The sequence below is a fragment of the Paraflavitalea sp. CAU 1676 genome, from assembly GCF_029223285.1.
In the GTDB taxonomy this organism is placed as follows: domain Bacteria; phylum Bacteroidota; class Bacteroidia; order Chitinophagales; family Chitinophagaceae; genus Paraflavitalea.
Map to the genome: position 1 here is coordinate 591,214 of NZ_JARHUJ010000004.1, position 12,609 is coordinate 603,822.

The 12,609-nt window shown below is 41.2% G+C and carries 13 protein-coding genes and 1 pseudogene; 7 read left to right on the forward strand and 7 right to left on the reverse strand.

What is annotated here, in order from left to right; translation table 11 throughout:
* Nucleotides 1–70 precede the first annotated feature (70 nt).
* Nucleotides 71–946 (forward strand): hypothetical protein, encoded by an 876-nt coding sequence (locus tag P2H89_RS15400; RefSeq protein ID WP_275828320.1) that lies wholly within the window; start codon nucleotides 71–73, stop codon nucleotides 944–946.
* 77 nt (nucleotides 947–1,023) lie between these two features.
* Here the strand turns inward: P2H89_RS15400 and P2H89_RS15405 are convergent, their stop codons facing one another.
* The 7 genes from P2H89_RS15405 to P2H89_RS15435 form a co-directional block, all read right to left on the reverse strand.
* Entirely contained in the window at nucleotides 1,024–1,611 is a 588-nt protein-coding gene (locus P2H89_RS15405) for a hypothetical protein (protein WP_275828322.1), read from the reverse strand.
* Between the two features lie 19 nt (nucleotides 1,612–1,630).
* Nucleotides 1,631–2,686 carry a relaxase/mobilization nuclease domain-containing protein gene (locus tag P2H89_RS15410; RefSeq protein ID WP_275828324.1) on the reverse strand — a complete coding sequence of 352 codons (1,056 nt, stop codon included), beginning with the start codon at nucleotides 2,684–2,686 and terminating at the stop codon, nucleotides 1,631–1,633.
* Nucleotides 2,683–3,084 carry a plasmid mobilization relaxosome protein MobC gene (mobC, locus tag P2H89_RS15415; protein ID WP_275828326.1) on the reverse strand — a complete coding sequence of 134 codons (402 nt, stop codon included), beginning with the start codon at nucleotides 3,082–3,084 and terminating at the stop codon, nucleotides 2,683–2,685. Before mobC ends, P2H89_RS15410 begins: the two co-directional genes overlap by 4 nt.
* 395 nt (nucleotides 3,085–3,479) lie before the next feature.
* Nucleotides 3,480–3,854 (reverse strand): hypothetical protein, encoded by a 375-nt coding sequence (locus P2H89_RS15420; RefSeq protein WP_275828328.1) that lies wholly within the window; start codon nucleotides 3,852–3,854, stop codon nucleotides 3,480–3,482.
* Nucleotides 3,855–3,913: 59 nt separating this feature from the next.
* A complete protein-coding gene (locus P2H89_RS15425) occupies nucleotides 3,914–4,918 on the reverse strand; it encodes a CHC2 zinc finger domain-containing protein (RefSeq protein ID WP_275828330.1) in 1,005 nt (334 codons plus the stop codon).
* Between the two features lie 30 nt (nucleotides 4,919–4,948).
* Complete coding sequence (locus P2H89_RS15430) at nucleotides 4,949–5,317, reverse strand: helix-turn-helix domain-containing protein (RefSeq protein WP_275828332.1); 369 nt, start codon at nucleotides 5,315–5,317, stop codon at nucleotides 4,949–4,951.
* Nucleotides 5,318–5,521: 204 nt separating this feature from the next.
* The gene (locus P2H89_RS15435; protein WP_275828333.1) at nucleotides 5,522–6,379 is read right to left on the reverse strand and encodes a hypothetical protein; all 858 of its coding nucleotides are present in this window, start codon (nucleotides 6,377–6,379) and stop codon (nucleotides 5,522–5,524) included.
* Between the two features lie 852 nt (nucleotides 6,380–7,231).
* Between P2H89_RS15435 and P2H89_RS15440 the strand changes: the two genes are divergently transcribed.
* The 6 genes and pseudogenes from P2H89_RS15440 (at nucleotide 7,232) to P2H89_RS15465 (ending at nucleotide 12,285) form a co-directional block, all read left to right on the forward strand.
* On the forward strand, nucleotides 7,232–7,858 hold the full coding sequence (locus P2H89_RS15440) for a hypothetical protein (protein WP_275828335.1): 627 nt from the start codon (nucleotides 7,232–7,234) through the stop codon (nucleotides 7,856–7,858).
* Nucleotides 7,859–8,041: 183 nt separating this feature from the next.
* On the forward strand, nucleotides 8,042–8,983 hold the full coding sequence (locus tag P2H89_RS15445; RefSeq protein WP_275828337.1) for a hypothetical protein: 942 nt from the start codon (nucleotides 8,042–8,044) through the stop codon (nucleotides 8,981–8,983).
* Nucleotides 8,983–9,726 carry a hypothetical protein gene (locus tag P2H89_RS15450; RefSeq protein ID WP_275828339.1) on the forward strand — a complete coding sequence of 248 codons (744 nt, stop codon included), beginning with the start codon at nucleotides 8,983–8,985 and terminating at the stop codon, nucleotides 9,724–9,726. The genes P2H89_RS15445 and P2H89_RS15450 overlap by 1 nt, the downstream gene beginning before the upstream one ends.
* 214 nt (nucleotides 9,727–9,940) lie before the next feature.
* Nucleotides 9,941–10,501, forward strand: a complete 561-nt coding sequence (locus P2H89_RS15455; RefSeq protein WP_275828341.1) for a hypothetical protein — start codon at nucleotides 9,941–9,943, stop codon at nucleotides 10,499–10,501.
* A gap of 38 nt (nucleotides 10,502–10,539) precedes the next feature.
* Nucleotides 10,540–11,094, forward strand: a pseudogene (locus P2H89_RS35425) (AAA family ATPase); the annotation flags it as partial.
* 420 nt (nucleotides 11,095–11,514) lie between these two features.
* Nucleotides 11,515–12,285, forward strand: coding sequence for a RelA/SpoT domain-containing protein (locus tag P2H89_RS15465; protein ID WP_275828345.1), 771 nt, complete (start codon nucleotides 11,515–11,517; stop codon nucleotides 12,283–12,285).
* Nucleotides 12,286–12,609 lie beyond the last annotated feature (324 nt).

Genomic DNA, 12,609 nt, shown 5'->3' on the forward strand with positions numbered 1-12,609 from the left:
TCGTCGAGTTTTGGGTGGTGCGAAACAGATTTAGTAGAAAGACGCTAAATTTAAGTCTGAAAGTGTTAATATGTATATCTCAGAAACCGACTTCGCTGTATTTCTAGCAGATGCGCCTCTTTATTCGAAGGTTGAATTGTTTGAAGATCCAAATTTAGACCTCAAGTGGGAATTATTTACTTTCCTTTCGGAAAAGGCATTTAAAACGTATTGCCCCAATGATAAGGAGTATCACACTTTTAAATTGCAGAAAAACTATGGGCAACAATTTTTGTTTGCCAATGCAAACTATGACAATAACTATTTTCGCAAAGATGGCACATTTTCTTTCCCTTTCCGAATTCGAAGCTATTGCCAGTTCTGCAATTTTCCGATCGATTTTATGCTCGATGCCTTTACCTTAAAACCTCGCGGAGTGAGCGGTGAATGGCCAAAGGTTTATATCAGAAAAGCAGGTCAACTTCCCGCCATTCAGAGAAGACCCGACAATGATGTGTATAATTATTTGACAGAAACAGATAAAGATCTTTATGGGAAGGCGTTGTCCAGCCTTTCACATGGCTATGGAATCGGGGCGTTTGCCTATCTACGCCGAATTGTTGAAAATGAAATAAAACATATAGTCGCGGATATTTCAGAGCTTGACTACGAAAATGCGCTCAAAGTAAAGGATGCAAATGAAAAGTTCAACAGAGACCATAACATGACAAATTTAATAGATTGCATTTATCCACTATTGCCAATATCTCTGAGAGACATGGGACAAAATCCACTCAAGATTCTTTATCAACAAACATCCGAAGGGATCCACCAATTGTCGGAAGAAGAATGTATTTCCAAGGCGCAACATATTGACAAGTTGTTACAATTTGTAATTCGACGAACCAAAAGCTTGAAATTCGAATATCAGCAAGTTCGTGAAGCTCTTAAAGAATTAGGCAAATAACTTACCGCTTCAACACAAGAATGAACCTGGGTCGCTCTGACCGGTAAAGTTTATGGAGCTTCGGGCGGTATAGCTCTCTATCTATCGGTAGAATTAGAAGTTTCTGGTAAAATGCCGCCGGGTTTTTTGATTGCACTTAGCAGGATAGAATCCATTTTTTGCCGAAGGTTTTTGCCAGAACTGTTGTACAGGTTATGCCAGCCCTTAATGATGGGACCTTTTTCGAGCCTGAGTATTTCCAAAGTGGTTTGACTGTTTTGCCAATGAACAACATACTGATACAGGTACATGACCCCGACGACAATCGCTAACCACATCAGCCACCGCCCGAAAACAATCTTATAGAACAGTTTCGCATCCTGGGGAGGGAATAACAGGATTTCGAATTTTCGGACGACGGCTTGTGGTTTCTGGATGATTGCATGTATCACCTTATAAATACCACGGTTGACCTCTGCTTTTACGGGCGCCAGATCGACGGGCGGCATCTCCACCTTGATTCCTTCCACACGATTTTTAAAGGTAGCAATCTCTTGATGTAGCTGTCCTACTTTGTCTGCCACATTGGCCAAGGCACCTGAAATCATTTCCTGCTGTTCGATGACCTGAGAAAGTAATAATTCCAGGTTATCAATCTTGGTTTGTTCTTGATCTTTTGTACTCATAATTTTTCGTATAAATGATTTATGAAGGACGTTGTGACTGTTTCTTCTTCTTTTTCTGTTTGAAGTGAAATTCCGGATCGATAGACTGAGAGGCGTACACCGGCTCAACCAAACCTTGCAGCAGGTTACCTACCGTCTTGGTTAGCGCGTCTATCTGCTGGCTTACCATATAAGCTGGTGAGGATTTGTGCCGGTGCTCCTGCCTTGCTCGTGCGAGTAGCTGCTCGGTAGCGGTCACGGGTCTTGGCATTTCTGGTTCGGCAGAAGCCTGCTTCTGCAGCCGTTCTAGTTCGGCCAACTTTTCGAATCGCTGGGAATTAAGACAAAGTACTTTCTCGATGGTCGCGAGGGAGAACCCAACCTCACTGCCTTTTGTCATGACTTTCTTATCATCGATGAAGGAGATTCCTCGACCTTTCAATACTTGGTAGCCTAGGTCTTTCATCCCCTGTTCAAATCCCTGGTAGGTAGAATGGCGCGAGAGGGTTTGGGCGATGTCTACCCGCAATCTTTCTTTCCGCGAATCATGTCGCTGCTGCTGTCGTTGTTCCTGGGTCTGGAACTGTCGGGGGCTTTGCACTTCGGTCAACCGGTATTCCTTTTCTATTCGCCGGCAGAATTCGGCTGTTCTCCTGTAATTGTTCCTGTCGCTGGCCACCTTGCCGTAAAAGCCGACCCGGTTAGCGACAATATGAATATGCTGTTCCGGGGTGTCTTTATGCAGGATCACCATGTACTGGTTATCCTGAAAGTTGAATTCGCGGGCCAGCTTCTGGGCAATATCAACCCACTGTTCTTTGGAAAGACTATCGCCGGGAGCCAGGCGCAATGAAAAGTGGAAGACAGGATTTACTACCCGGTCGTTTTGCTTAACGACCCGATTGCATTCTTTTGAAAGTTGCGCGGCGTTGCCGTAACACCTATTATAATACAGCACCTCGGCCCGGTCCTTATGCTGCAGACCATCATCCTGGGCTATCCGTAGCTTATCCTCATCAGATAACTCCCGTTTATCATTCAGGTTGTAGCTGATGCAACCGTAGAACCCTTTGCCGACTTTGGAGCGACCGATCATTGCAGGTAATCTTGAAGTTGTTTAATGATCTTCCAAAGACTTTCGATGAGGTCATGGACCCGTTTACGGTCTTCGGAAGTGAACACGTGCGCCCTGGTATGCCAGTACCTTACAAGTTGGTTCAGGTTATTTCCGATAGGACCAAGGTGGCCGTTTAATTCCAAGAGCATACTTTGCGGTACCCTCAATTGCCTAGTTGCCGGACTGTCAACCTGTCTATTCATGGCAATTGTTACCAGGAACTTGGACACCGAACAGCTCGATGCCTTCGCCTTTCCCTGTATCAACTGCTTTTCATAGGTCGAGCATTTGAAGGTGATGATCTTCGTTTTTCGCTTCCGGCTGTCTTTCAGAGGGCGTCCGCCCTTGCCTTTACCGGCCTGTTTTTGTGGTTCCATGTCTTTGATTTTTTGAATGCGATAGCATGAGAAAAATCACCCCGAATGCGCTAGCATGAGGGGCCAGCAGTTTTGGTATTACCAAAACATAGCTGGCTACTCCAACTTCGAAAAACGCTCCTACCCACCAGCAGGTAGCCTGTAATGGCTTCATAGCCTTTACACCCCCTACAAGGCGCTTATGTTGCCGCTTACCCTATGGGCAAAGCGGTACCACACCGGCGATCAGTATCGCGGCATCCGTGGAGCGCTCTGGCTACCACGTTGCATGCTGTTTCAGGTGTGTGGAAAGGGCCTACCTTGCGGGATGCGGGTTAATACTTTAGGCTGCACCTTCTAAAAAGCCGAGCGGACTTTCTGGCAGATTGGCAATTTAACCGGAGGTGAACTTTCGGTTATCCGTTAGTATCGCTGTTAAACAATTTGTGTGTTAAGCCATTTCTGCGGAGGCTATCTTTGAACTCTACCCAAATCCTAATTTGAAAATCTGCAACTTCAAATAGCTCTTCCTCCGTCAAGTTGTACGGATTGAAGATGGTGATCCGTGATTTCCTTGAAGGTTCCTTCTTTTGGGGTTCGCTCCCTTCTGCAGCAGGTTCTTTTGGCTTCTCCGGTTTTGTTTTTTCGGAGGGCAGTTCGGTGAAGGAAAGAATATTGGGTGTGCCACCCTCTCCAATTTGAAAACTTTTGTTGATGGCAATACTGTTGCCGAAAAGTTTTAGCTCTTTGCCATTCAGTAGGATCAGGGAACGCCTTTTGATGTCGGCCATAATTGTAGGTTTTTAAAAGTTATTAAATGGTAACTGATAAATTAATTTAAATGGAAGTGCTACAGTTTTAACTTAGGAGGTTTGCCGTCCTGATTACGGATATGGTTAATTTCACTGGCGATTTTTCGGGCATGCTCCAGGGACTGGTATTCTTTATGTAAATGAACCAGCCAGCCGTTCAGGTCCTTATGTACCTGATATATGGAACTACAATCTTTGTAAAGGGAATTACTTACCGTAAGTTCCTTGGTTCGGTTCCTGCCTGCGTCGTCCTGATCGAGATAAAGGTTGACCTGCGTGTGTCGCTCCATTAGTGGCTTACTGGATTCGACAAAGGAGAGTGAGTTCAGCACCAGGTAATTACTCTCGGGATTCTGCCATACCTGATTAAGGGTCTGGTAGGAGAGAAAGCTAAAAAATCCTTCAAAAACGGCTACTTCATCTGCCTTACGGTCTAGAAAGGTCGATCCTTTAGGTGAGCTACTTCCCTTGAAATACGGGTTTCGTAATTCGTAGCCGCCCGCGTTGTTGGGAAAACCAATGGCATAATACCGGTGACCGCCCAATTCATAGATCACTTCCTTGCAATACTGTCCTGCCATATCTAGGGGAATGCTGCGCTGGCCCAAATAACGGAGAAGCGCTGGTGCCGACAGGGGACGGGCCGAAACCACTATGATCTTCCTCTTTTCACCGGCGAGGGCGTTAGGCTGAAGGAAGGGCAGCTGAGTGGAGGATTGAATACATGTTTGGGAAAAAGCTTGGGTAGGCCGGTGAAAAGAAACAAAATGGGTAAGCTTGGCCAGCGCTTCGGAGAGACTACAAGCATGGATAGCCATAACAAGGTCGATCACACTCCCTCCTTTACCGATTCCGTGATCGTACCATAGGTTTAACTGAAGATCAACTTTAAAAGACGGGGTCTTCTCGTTGCGGAGCGGCGACAGGTAAAAAAGACTTCTGTTATTGCTCATTTTGGGGTCAGGAAGAATACCCATAGAGGCCAGAAATCGATCTATGTGCGCTGCCTTTTTCACTTCCGCTGTTGTTAGTATCTGAGTCATCGCGAGCTTTTTAGGGTTTTAAAAAGGTGTCTAGTGGAGATTGTTTGGCATTTGGGTATCTAGTTGGCCGGGTTTGAGCAAGGCCTGAATATCTTGCCAGAGGAAATAAACCCTTGACCTGATCTTGTAAGGTTTTAGTTTTCCGTGTTTTATCCAGTCATAGACAGTTGGCTTGGTGACCTGGAACATACTGCATACCTCCGCGATCTTGTACAAGGGTTTGTAGGACATACCCGGCGTTTGGTAAGTCGGAGTAGAAATGGCCGGAAGGGATTTTTCCAATTGCATCACTTCTTCCCGGACAATTAGCCTTACCCGTTGCCAGAATTGATCGGGTTCAAAAGGGAATAACATGGGAGTAGTTGACTGGCTGCTTTCTGTTTTTACTATTTCTTTCATGTCTTTGTGATTTAGAAAGGCAATCTACCATTTGGAGCAGGCGAAAAAAAGCTAACTATAGATAATGTATGTCGGAATGAGTGGGTGGGAGAAATCGCTTCAGATTGTTGAATGAGATGGCAAGAAAAGTGAGCTGGGTCGGGTAGGGGCAAAAAGAACGCCATTGCATAAGTGCAATGGCGACATTAGTTTATAGAGTGAGCGTTATGGCTTGAATACTTTCATTTCCAGGGCTTTCAAAATTTGGGTACCCTCTGCATAGTTCTGATTTTCGAAGAATTGGAAGGCTTCCTCGAATCGGCTGCGGGTTTCTGTTGCCTTTCGGCCGCTCAGTTTCTTACCTTTCCCGCCTGCACCGGTGATTAATTCCAGATTTTGCCGGATACTAACGGGGCTAATCCCGTACAGTTGCATAAGCAATTGGGAGGTTTGGTTATCAGCCTTGAGGTCTGGTAAACCCGCTTTTTGGGCGAATATATAATATATAAGGACAACGGCTAAATTCGAAAGCTGAGCTTCCCGACATTTTTTCGCCTCTTCTACCGACTTGGATACGGCCAGTTTCAATCGTTCAATTTCCTTTTTTTGTTGGCCAATATTGAGTTGTAGCTGGGCAATCTCCTGTTGGGCCAACTCCCGTTGGTAAGTACTTGTGACGGTTTCCAGTTTGGGTAAAAAGTCGTGCATAAACCGCGGCAGGTATTGGGAAAACAACAATACTCCAAAACTGAGGACTGCTGCGATCAGTATAGCCGGGAAATGACCCAATTCAACTGTATTGCTTGTAAATAGTACAATCAACAGGGCCAGGATTAATAATAACCCGAAATGTCCCAGAACCTGGGTAAACCAGTAATGGGATATAAGCCTTACTCGAGTGGAACCCACTGCCCAATGCGGCACTTTGTTCTGTTGCTGGTGGTGAGTAGTGGCGAATAAACCGCTGATATAGCCGATTTCCAGCTGAGATTCGAAGGTCATAAAGGACTGAGCTTTCTTCACAATTTCCTTCATTTCTTTATGTTTCCTTAAATATACAGCTAAGGGAGTTAAGAAAATCACAGTCTTATACCAGTTTGGGGATTTAGGAAGCGGAAACCCAATCAAGAATTTTGCTGCTTAGTTGTGACTTTTCTCCATATTTCAATTGCAGTGTTCGGCACGTATTGGGGTATGGCAGCATCCTTAAGATACAGAGGCGATACTCCCCCCATCATGCTTATGAATGTGATCAGGGAAAGCCGTGAACTTATCCAACCCGACCTGGAACAGGTAAGCTGAGTTCGACAAGCTAAGCCAAAGGAGGGGGCATCACCGTCCTTTGCAATCGCAGCAAAGGATTGAAACGGATAGCTGCTTAGTCTTGACTTTATAATACCCTTTCGAATTGATAAATGTCAAAAAACAATTGAGTTTTAAAAAATTACTCAAATCGATTAGTACAAACATATGGGTTTGTTGTTTCTATAGAAAAGAATGAGGCTCAATGGCTAACGAATTTTATTTGTATTAGCCCTGCATCTGCATGCGGGGCTTCCCGTTTTGGGGGCTGAAGAGCTGAAAATCAATAATTGCCGCATGCTCGTTAGTGAGAGTCTGAAGTATTTGGATTGCCGAAAGCGAGGATAAACTATAAAAGATAGGGAGTTGAGTGAGAAATCAAGAAAAACCATTTTATTATTTGGGCATTAGTTAGTAAAATAGAGATATACATAGAATGAGCGCATTCGTATATAAGCAAGGGCTCGGTCTTGTAATGTGGCTGAGGTGGCGAAGCTTTGTTCTTTTTTGCGATAGCCTACCTTCAGGCTAGCCCACAATACCGATTATTGGAAGGGTGTGCCGGTAATATTAGCAGACTATTGTTTCTAGGGATGGTGGCATGTCAACATATTTTTAGAAAGAAAGAATACTATGATGACCTTCAAAGAAATTGACGAAAGGATTAACCATTATGAAGATGAATTAAAGGGCTGTTATCAAGTAATTATTAGATTAGATAAAGCCACATTAATAGAAATAGACAATTCTAAAAAAGAAAGTATTAGAATTCGGAAAATGAAAATCGAATTCTTTTGCTTCGTAACGACAAGCTACATTGATTTACTTTGTACCTATCGAAACATAAAGCGAGCGAAATCTGATTGGGAGAGGAATTTTAGTATTAAAATCGCTTATTTGATTGCATATGAAACTATCAATACTTACCATAAGTATAAAGGCGAAATTTACAAAGCTGTATTAAAAGAGGAAAAGGACTTCTACAAGAACTTTTTCGATATGCTCAATAGAGAACTTGCGGAATTTAAATACGATTTTGATTACGACAATCTAATGCCAAAAATTAGAAACAAATCTACAGCACATTACGACAAAAATTTTTCCGAATATTATTTAAGTTATGGGCTAATTGAAAAATATGGTGATAAAGATATTGTTAGGAGCTTTTTATATTTCATCAACCCATTGCACTATTTTACCAATGCATTAATGAATGACGAAATTGATGAGTTTTTGTTTCTCAATAGCTGGCTATCCTAACGCAAATATACCAATGTTAAAAACTTCAGCTGGCGGCATGTATCTAACCTTTGTAAATGTATACAGAGAAAGCTGTTTAAGTGTATAAGTATTTGTATGTTAAAGCTATTGACAATGTCTGCTTGTCTATAGAAAAAATATAAAAATAACCGTCAATTTATGGCCGAGACTAATCTGCTAAAAATGAAATTCAAATTGCATCAATTAGAATTTGAATTGGAAGGTGACCAAAAGGTTGTAATTGAGCAATTTGACAATTTTAAGTCATTCATAGCTAATGACCTATTGCCAAAAATAAGTGTGCCGCCACTATCGCCTGTTAATGTGACACCGGAGATTGGAGCAAAACAACTAACAGAAAACGCCGGTATTGCAACTGCCGAGATTAATGATTTCCCAGCATTAAAAGAAGTTGTTCTTAGAGATCTTCCAAATTCCGAGACGGATTGGATACTCATTTACGCTTGTTACAAAACTAGCTTTGGTAAAGAGTCATTTTCGGAACAAGATATCAAAGACCAGTATGAAAAAACTGGGAGGTCAAACAAAAGCCGACTTGCTAATCTTTCAAATAATATTAAATCATTGTTGAACAAAAAGTTTATCAAAGTTCACAATGACACTCAGTATTTAATAAAGTCAGATGGACTAGACTATGCCTACAAGATATTAGAGGGAAAGTCGACAACCAAGAGTTCTACAAAAAAATCGAAGAAGGATTCCAAAGAGGAGACGGAGTCTAAGATGCAAAGTGCAAGAAGAGACAATAGAAGTATTGTTAAGGTAAATAAGTTTTCTTTGGACAAGCAACTGAACCTTAGACCTGATCATGTGGAAAGTTTAAAAGAGTTTGCTGCTAAATATCATATGGATTCCAGCGCTAAGCAAATTGTTGTCATTGTTTACTACCTTAAGGAAATATTGAAGCTTCCAAGAGCAAATGCAAATCATATCTACACTGCTCTAGATGAGCTCGATATTAGGATACCAAAAAGCCTCAACCAAATTATTGTCAATACAAAAGCGCGTGAAGGATGGCTAGACTACAAGGTGACAGATGATATTAATCTATCGATGCAAGGCAGAAATGCGATCAAATTCGACCTTCAACGCAAATCTAAGTAATGGTACGGTTAGAAGTATTTGTTGGAAAAATTGAAAAATTCGACGAGATTTCGCCAAGTAATAGAATTGATATGTTTGCCTACTTTCTCTTAGTCGAAAACAAAATCGACGGAATTGTCGCTAAAAATATTGCAAAATGCTTTGATGAATTGCACTTAGTCCCATACTCAAACATCTCGGCTTACCTGGCTGCAAAAGCAAAAGGTAAGGATAAAAAATTCATTAGAAAGAATGGTGGCAAATACTATCTTGAGCGTTCGTTTAAAGATGTGCTTGAGAATAAATTAGGAGTACCAGCATTGCCTGCTAAGGTTCAGTCGGATTTTTTCCCTATTGAATTGTTTGACAACACTAGAGGATATCTAATTGCTTTGGCAAATCAAACTCTGGCAAGCTTCAATAATGGAATATATGACGGATGTTCTGTGTTAAGCCGAAAAATAGTCGAAATACTGATTATAGAATGTTTTGAAAAACATAAGTGCGAGAATTTAATTAAAAAGCCAGATGGAGCTTTTTTTTATTTAAGCGACCTTATAGGTGAATTCCTTAAGGAGCCAAAGTGGAATGTCGGACGAAATGCTAAAAATGGGTTGCCAAAAATCAAAAAGATCGGTGATCAGTCCGCACATAATAGAAGGTACATCGCTCGGAAAAATGATTTAGAGCACATTAAAGAAGAATTGAGGGTAGTAATAGAAGAGTTAGTTCACTTAATTGACTACCCAACGTGGAAGTCGTAGAATGTTTGGAGGTTACAGGAATATCGACCGGAGTTGGTCTTACGCTCAGTCTGAACACCTTACACTACAGCTATTGAAGAAAGCAAGGAGAAGAATTTAATAATTTTTGGCCTTTTTAAATAGCTTAATTGGTTGAGGTGGACTATTTAATACGAAAAATATATATTTTTATGTCTATTAAAAATAGTACATTTATTTTTCTATAAATAGCAGTATGGCAGACAATAAGACAAATGTTGAAGCTCTTACAACAATTCTATCTGTATTAAAGGATTTGGATGTTGAGGCACAGAGAAGGACAATCCAGGCGGTAATTACATTTTTAGATATTCCCTCTTTACCAAAAGCGCTGACAACAATTGATAATCAGGCTACGGAAATTTCAAAGAATGAGGTTTCTTTTTCCGAAAATAGATCGATCTCTCCCAAAAACTTCATTCGGGATAAGGCTCCAAAAACAGATATTGAAAGGATTGCATGCTTGGCGTATTATCTTACGCACTACCGGGACACTCCCCAATTCAAAACAATTGATTTGAGTAGTTTGAACACCGAAGCAGCTCAGCCTAAACTATCAAATGCGGCTTATGCTGTAGACAACGCTACTAAGGCAGGGCTACTAGCACAAGCGCTCAAAGGAGCAAAGCAATTGAGTGCTGCTGGAGAGTATTTTGTTCAAGCGCTTCCAGATCGAGATGCCGCAAAGGCAACTCTTACAAATATGCGACCAAAGCGTCGGTCAAAGAAATCTATTACAAAAAAAAATGGTGAGTAGTGCCTAATTCTAATCTAAAGAGACATACATCAAAAAGAATTACATTATACAATCATAAGGGGGGGGTTGGTAAAACAACTTTGCTAGTAAATATCGCAGCTGCTTTGGCTGATTTAGGTAAGCGAGTTCTATTGGTGGATGCTGACCCTCAATGTAATTTAACTTCTTACCTTGTTGAAGCGGAAGTTGTGGACGGATGGTTGGACAACTCCGATGCTGAAAATGGAGCTACTATTTGGTCGGCTTTAAAACCCTTTATTGAAGGAACTGGCGACATTCAAAAGATACCAGTTCAAGAAAGGCGAGAAGGCGTTTTCTTGATACCCGGGGATATAAGGCTTTCTGAATTTGAGCAAGAATTGAATCAAATTTGGGTTGAATGTTTGCAGAGGAAAATCCGGGGATTTAAAGGGGCGTCGGCCATAAGCCACATTGTTAACGAAATAGCCAAGCAAAAGAAGGTTGATTATGTCTTTTATGATATAGGCCCTAATATTGGTCCCTTGAATAGGGTTGTCCTTTTAGATTGCGATTATTTTATAATCCCTGCTGCTTGTGATTTGTTTTCTGTTCGAGCATTAAAAACTCTTGGGAAGACTTTGTTTTCTTGGATACAGGAATGGGATATAGTTTATCAATTAGCTCCAGACAATACTCTTCTTCTACCAGGGAAGCCAAACTATATTGGCTATATTTTACAAAGATTTAGGATGTATGGGGACGCTATTGCAAGTCAATTTGCTAGCTATGCGAGTAAACTAGAAAAGAGCACTTATAGCGATGTAACCGAGGTGCTTCGAAGGATAGATAAAAATCTTGCAAAGGGTTCGTTGAGTCAAAACCGACTAGGTCAAGTAAAAGACTTTGCAAGTCTAGTCCCATATTCACAAACTCAAGGGGTGTCATTTTTTGATGTTGAAGGCGGCAGTGTTCAACAAAAATATGAGGCCAAGAGAGAGTTTACCTCAATTGCAAATAAAATAATAACTCTTACTGCTTAGATCGTTCTGCCGATGGAAAGGAAAATTGGGACAAAAAGGCTCCAACTTATTGATGACCTTGTAAATCATTTTGTAATCCATAAAGGACAATTTTCGATTTTGCTTGAGAGCATCAACAGCAATATTGAACACTCGATTGCACTCAAGAAATTGATTCATTCGACGAAAGCAAGAATTAAGGATCCTGATCATCTTAGGGATAAATTGATACGTAAGGCGAAAGAAGCCGAGGCGAGTAAAACCCCATTTCATTATACTAAAGAAAACTTGTTCGCCACAATTAATGATCTGGCTGGATTTAGGATTATTCACCTTCATACAAAGCAATTTCAAAAGATTGACGAAGAACTTAAGAAAATATTTACGGAACAGAGATGGAAAATAGTTGAAGGTCCCAATGCCAGAACCTGGGATGATGAATCGAGAAGCTATTTCACGAGTATTGGTGTTCAAATTTCTACAAATTCGAATATGTACACCAGCGTGCATTACATCATTTCCCCAAACACAAGTTCGGCTATAACTTTTGAGATTCAAGTCCGAACGTTAATGGAGGAAGTTTGGGGGGAAGTTGATCATACAATAAATTACCCACACAAATCAGAGAGCTTATCATGCCGGGAACAGATCAAAACGCTTGCGCGAGTTACGTCAAGTTGTAGCCGGCTTGTGGATTCAATATTTGCGACTGATGAATATGAGAGAAATAGAAATGTGAATATAGTCGAGCGCATACCAAGTAAAAAAACGGCAAAATCTGCTCCAAAACAAAAAAGGAAATAACTGGGGTCCTACTTTCTTGAATTGCTGCTTAAGCCGTGATTAATAGATAACGAGGATGTGGGGGAAATTTAGAGTCGAGTTGTAATCTTAGTCACGGCGAAGGCAATCGATATATTGAAGTTTCTATAAAAGTTTAAGCTGGTCAAGGCCTAGGTATTTTTGATAACAAAAAGTGAACAACCATTTAGATTAGTTACTTTTACATTGTCCACGTCAAGCTGCATAAAAGCAGGTAAAAGGGACCGGTTTTGGGCGTAAAACTCGACCAAAAACTCGACCTAAAAAGAGAAGAAGCTGATTTACAAAGATATACGACCGAAACGG

Bases quoted from the DNA above. Each gene is read 5' to 3' on its own strand.
- P2H89_RS15440 (WP_275828335.1), top strand. From the start codon at position 7,232: ATGATGACCTTCAAAGAAATTGACGAAAGGATTAACCATTATGAAGAT.
- P2H89_RS15455 (WP_275828341.1), top strand. From the start codon at position 9,941: ATGGCAGACAATAAGACAAATGTTGAAGCTCTTACAACAATTCTATCT.
- P2H89_RS15410 (WP_275828324.1), bottom strand. From the start codon at position 2,686: ATGATCGGTCGCTCCAAAGTCGGCAAAGGGTTCTACGGTTGCATCAGC.
- P2H89_RS15425 (WP_275828330.1), bottom strand. From the start codon at position 4,918: ATGACTCAGATACTAACAACAGCGGAAGTGAAAAAGGCAGCGCACATA.
- P2H89_RS15445 (WP_275828337.1), top strand. From the start codon at position 8,042: ATGAAATTCAAATTGCATCAATTAGAATTTGAATTGGAAGGTGACCAA.
- mobC (WP_275828326.1), bottom strand. From the start codon at position 3,084: ATGGAACCACAAAAACAGGCCGGTAAAGGCAAGGGCGGACGCCCTCTG.
- P2H89_RS15430 (WP_275828332.1), bottom strand. From the start codon at position 5,317: ATGAAAGAAATAGTAAAAACAGAAAGCAGCCAGTCAACTACTCCCATG.
- P2H89_RS15400 (WP_275828320.1), top strand. From the start codon at position 71: ATGTATATCTCAGAAACCGACTTCGCTGTATTTCTAGCAGATGCGCCT.
- P2H89_RS15465 (WP_275828345.1), top strand. From the start codon at position 11,515: ATGGAAAGGAAAATTGGGACAAAAAGGCTCCAACTTATTGATGACCTT.
- P2H89_RS15405 (WP_275828322.1), bottom strand. From the start codon at position 1,611: ATGAGTACAAAAGATCAAGAACAAACCAAGATTGATAACCTGGAATTA.
- P2H89_RS15420 (WP_275828328.1), bottom strand. From the start codon at position 3,854: ATGGCCGACATCAAAAGGCGTTCCCTGATCCTACTGAATGGCAAAGAG.
- P2H89_RS15450 (WP_275828339.1), top strand. From the start codon at position 8,983: ATGGTACGGTTAGAAGTATTTGTTGGAAAAATTGAAAAATTCGACGAG.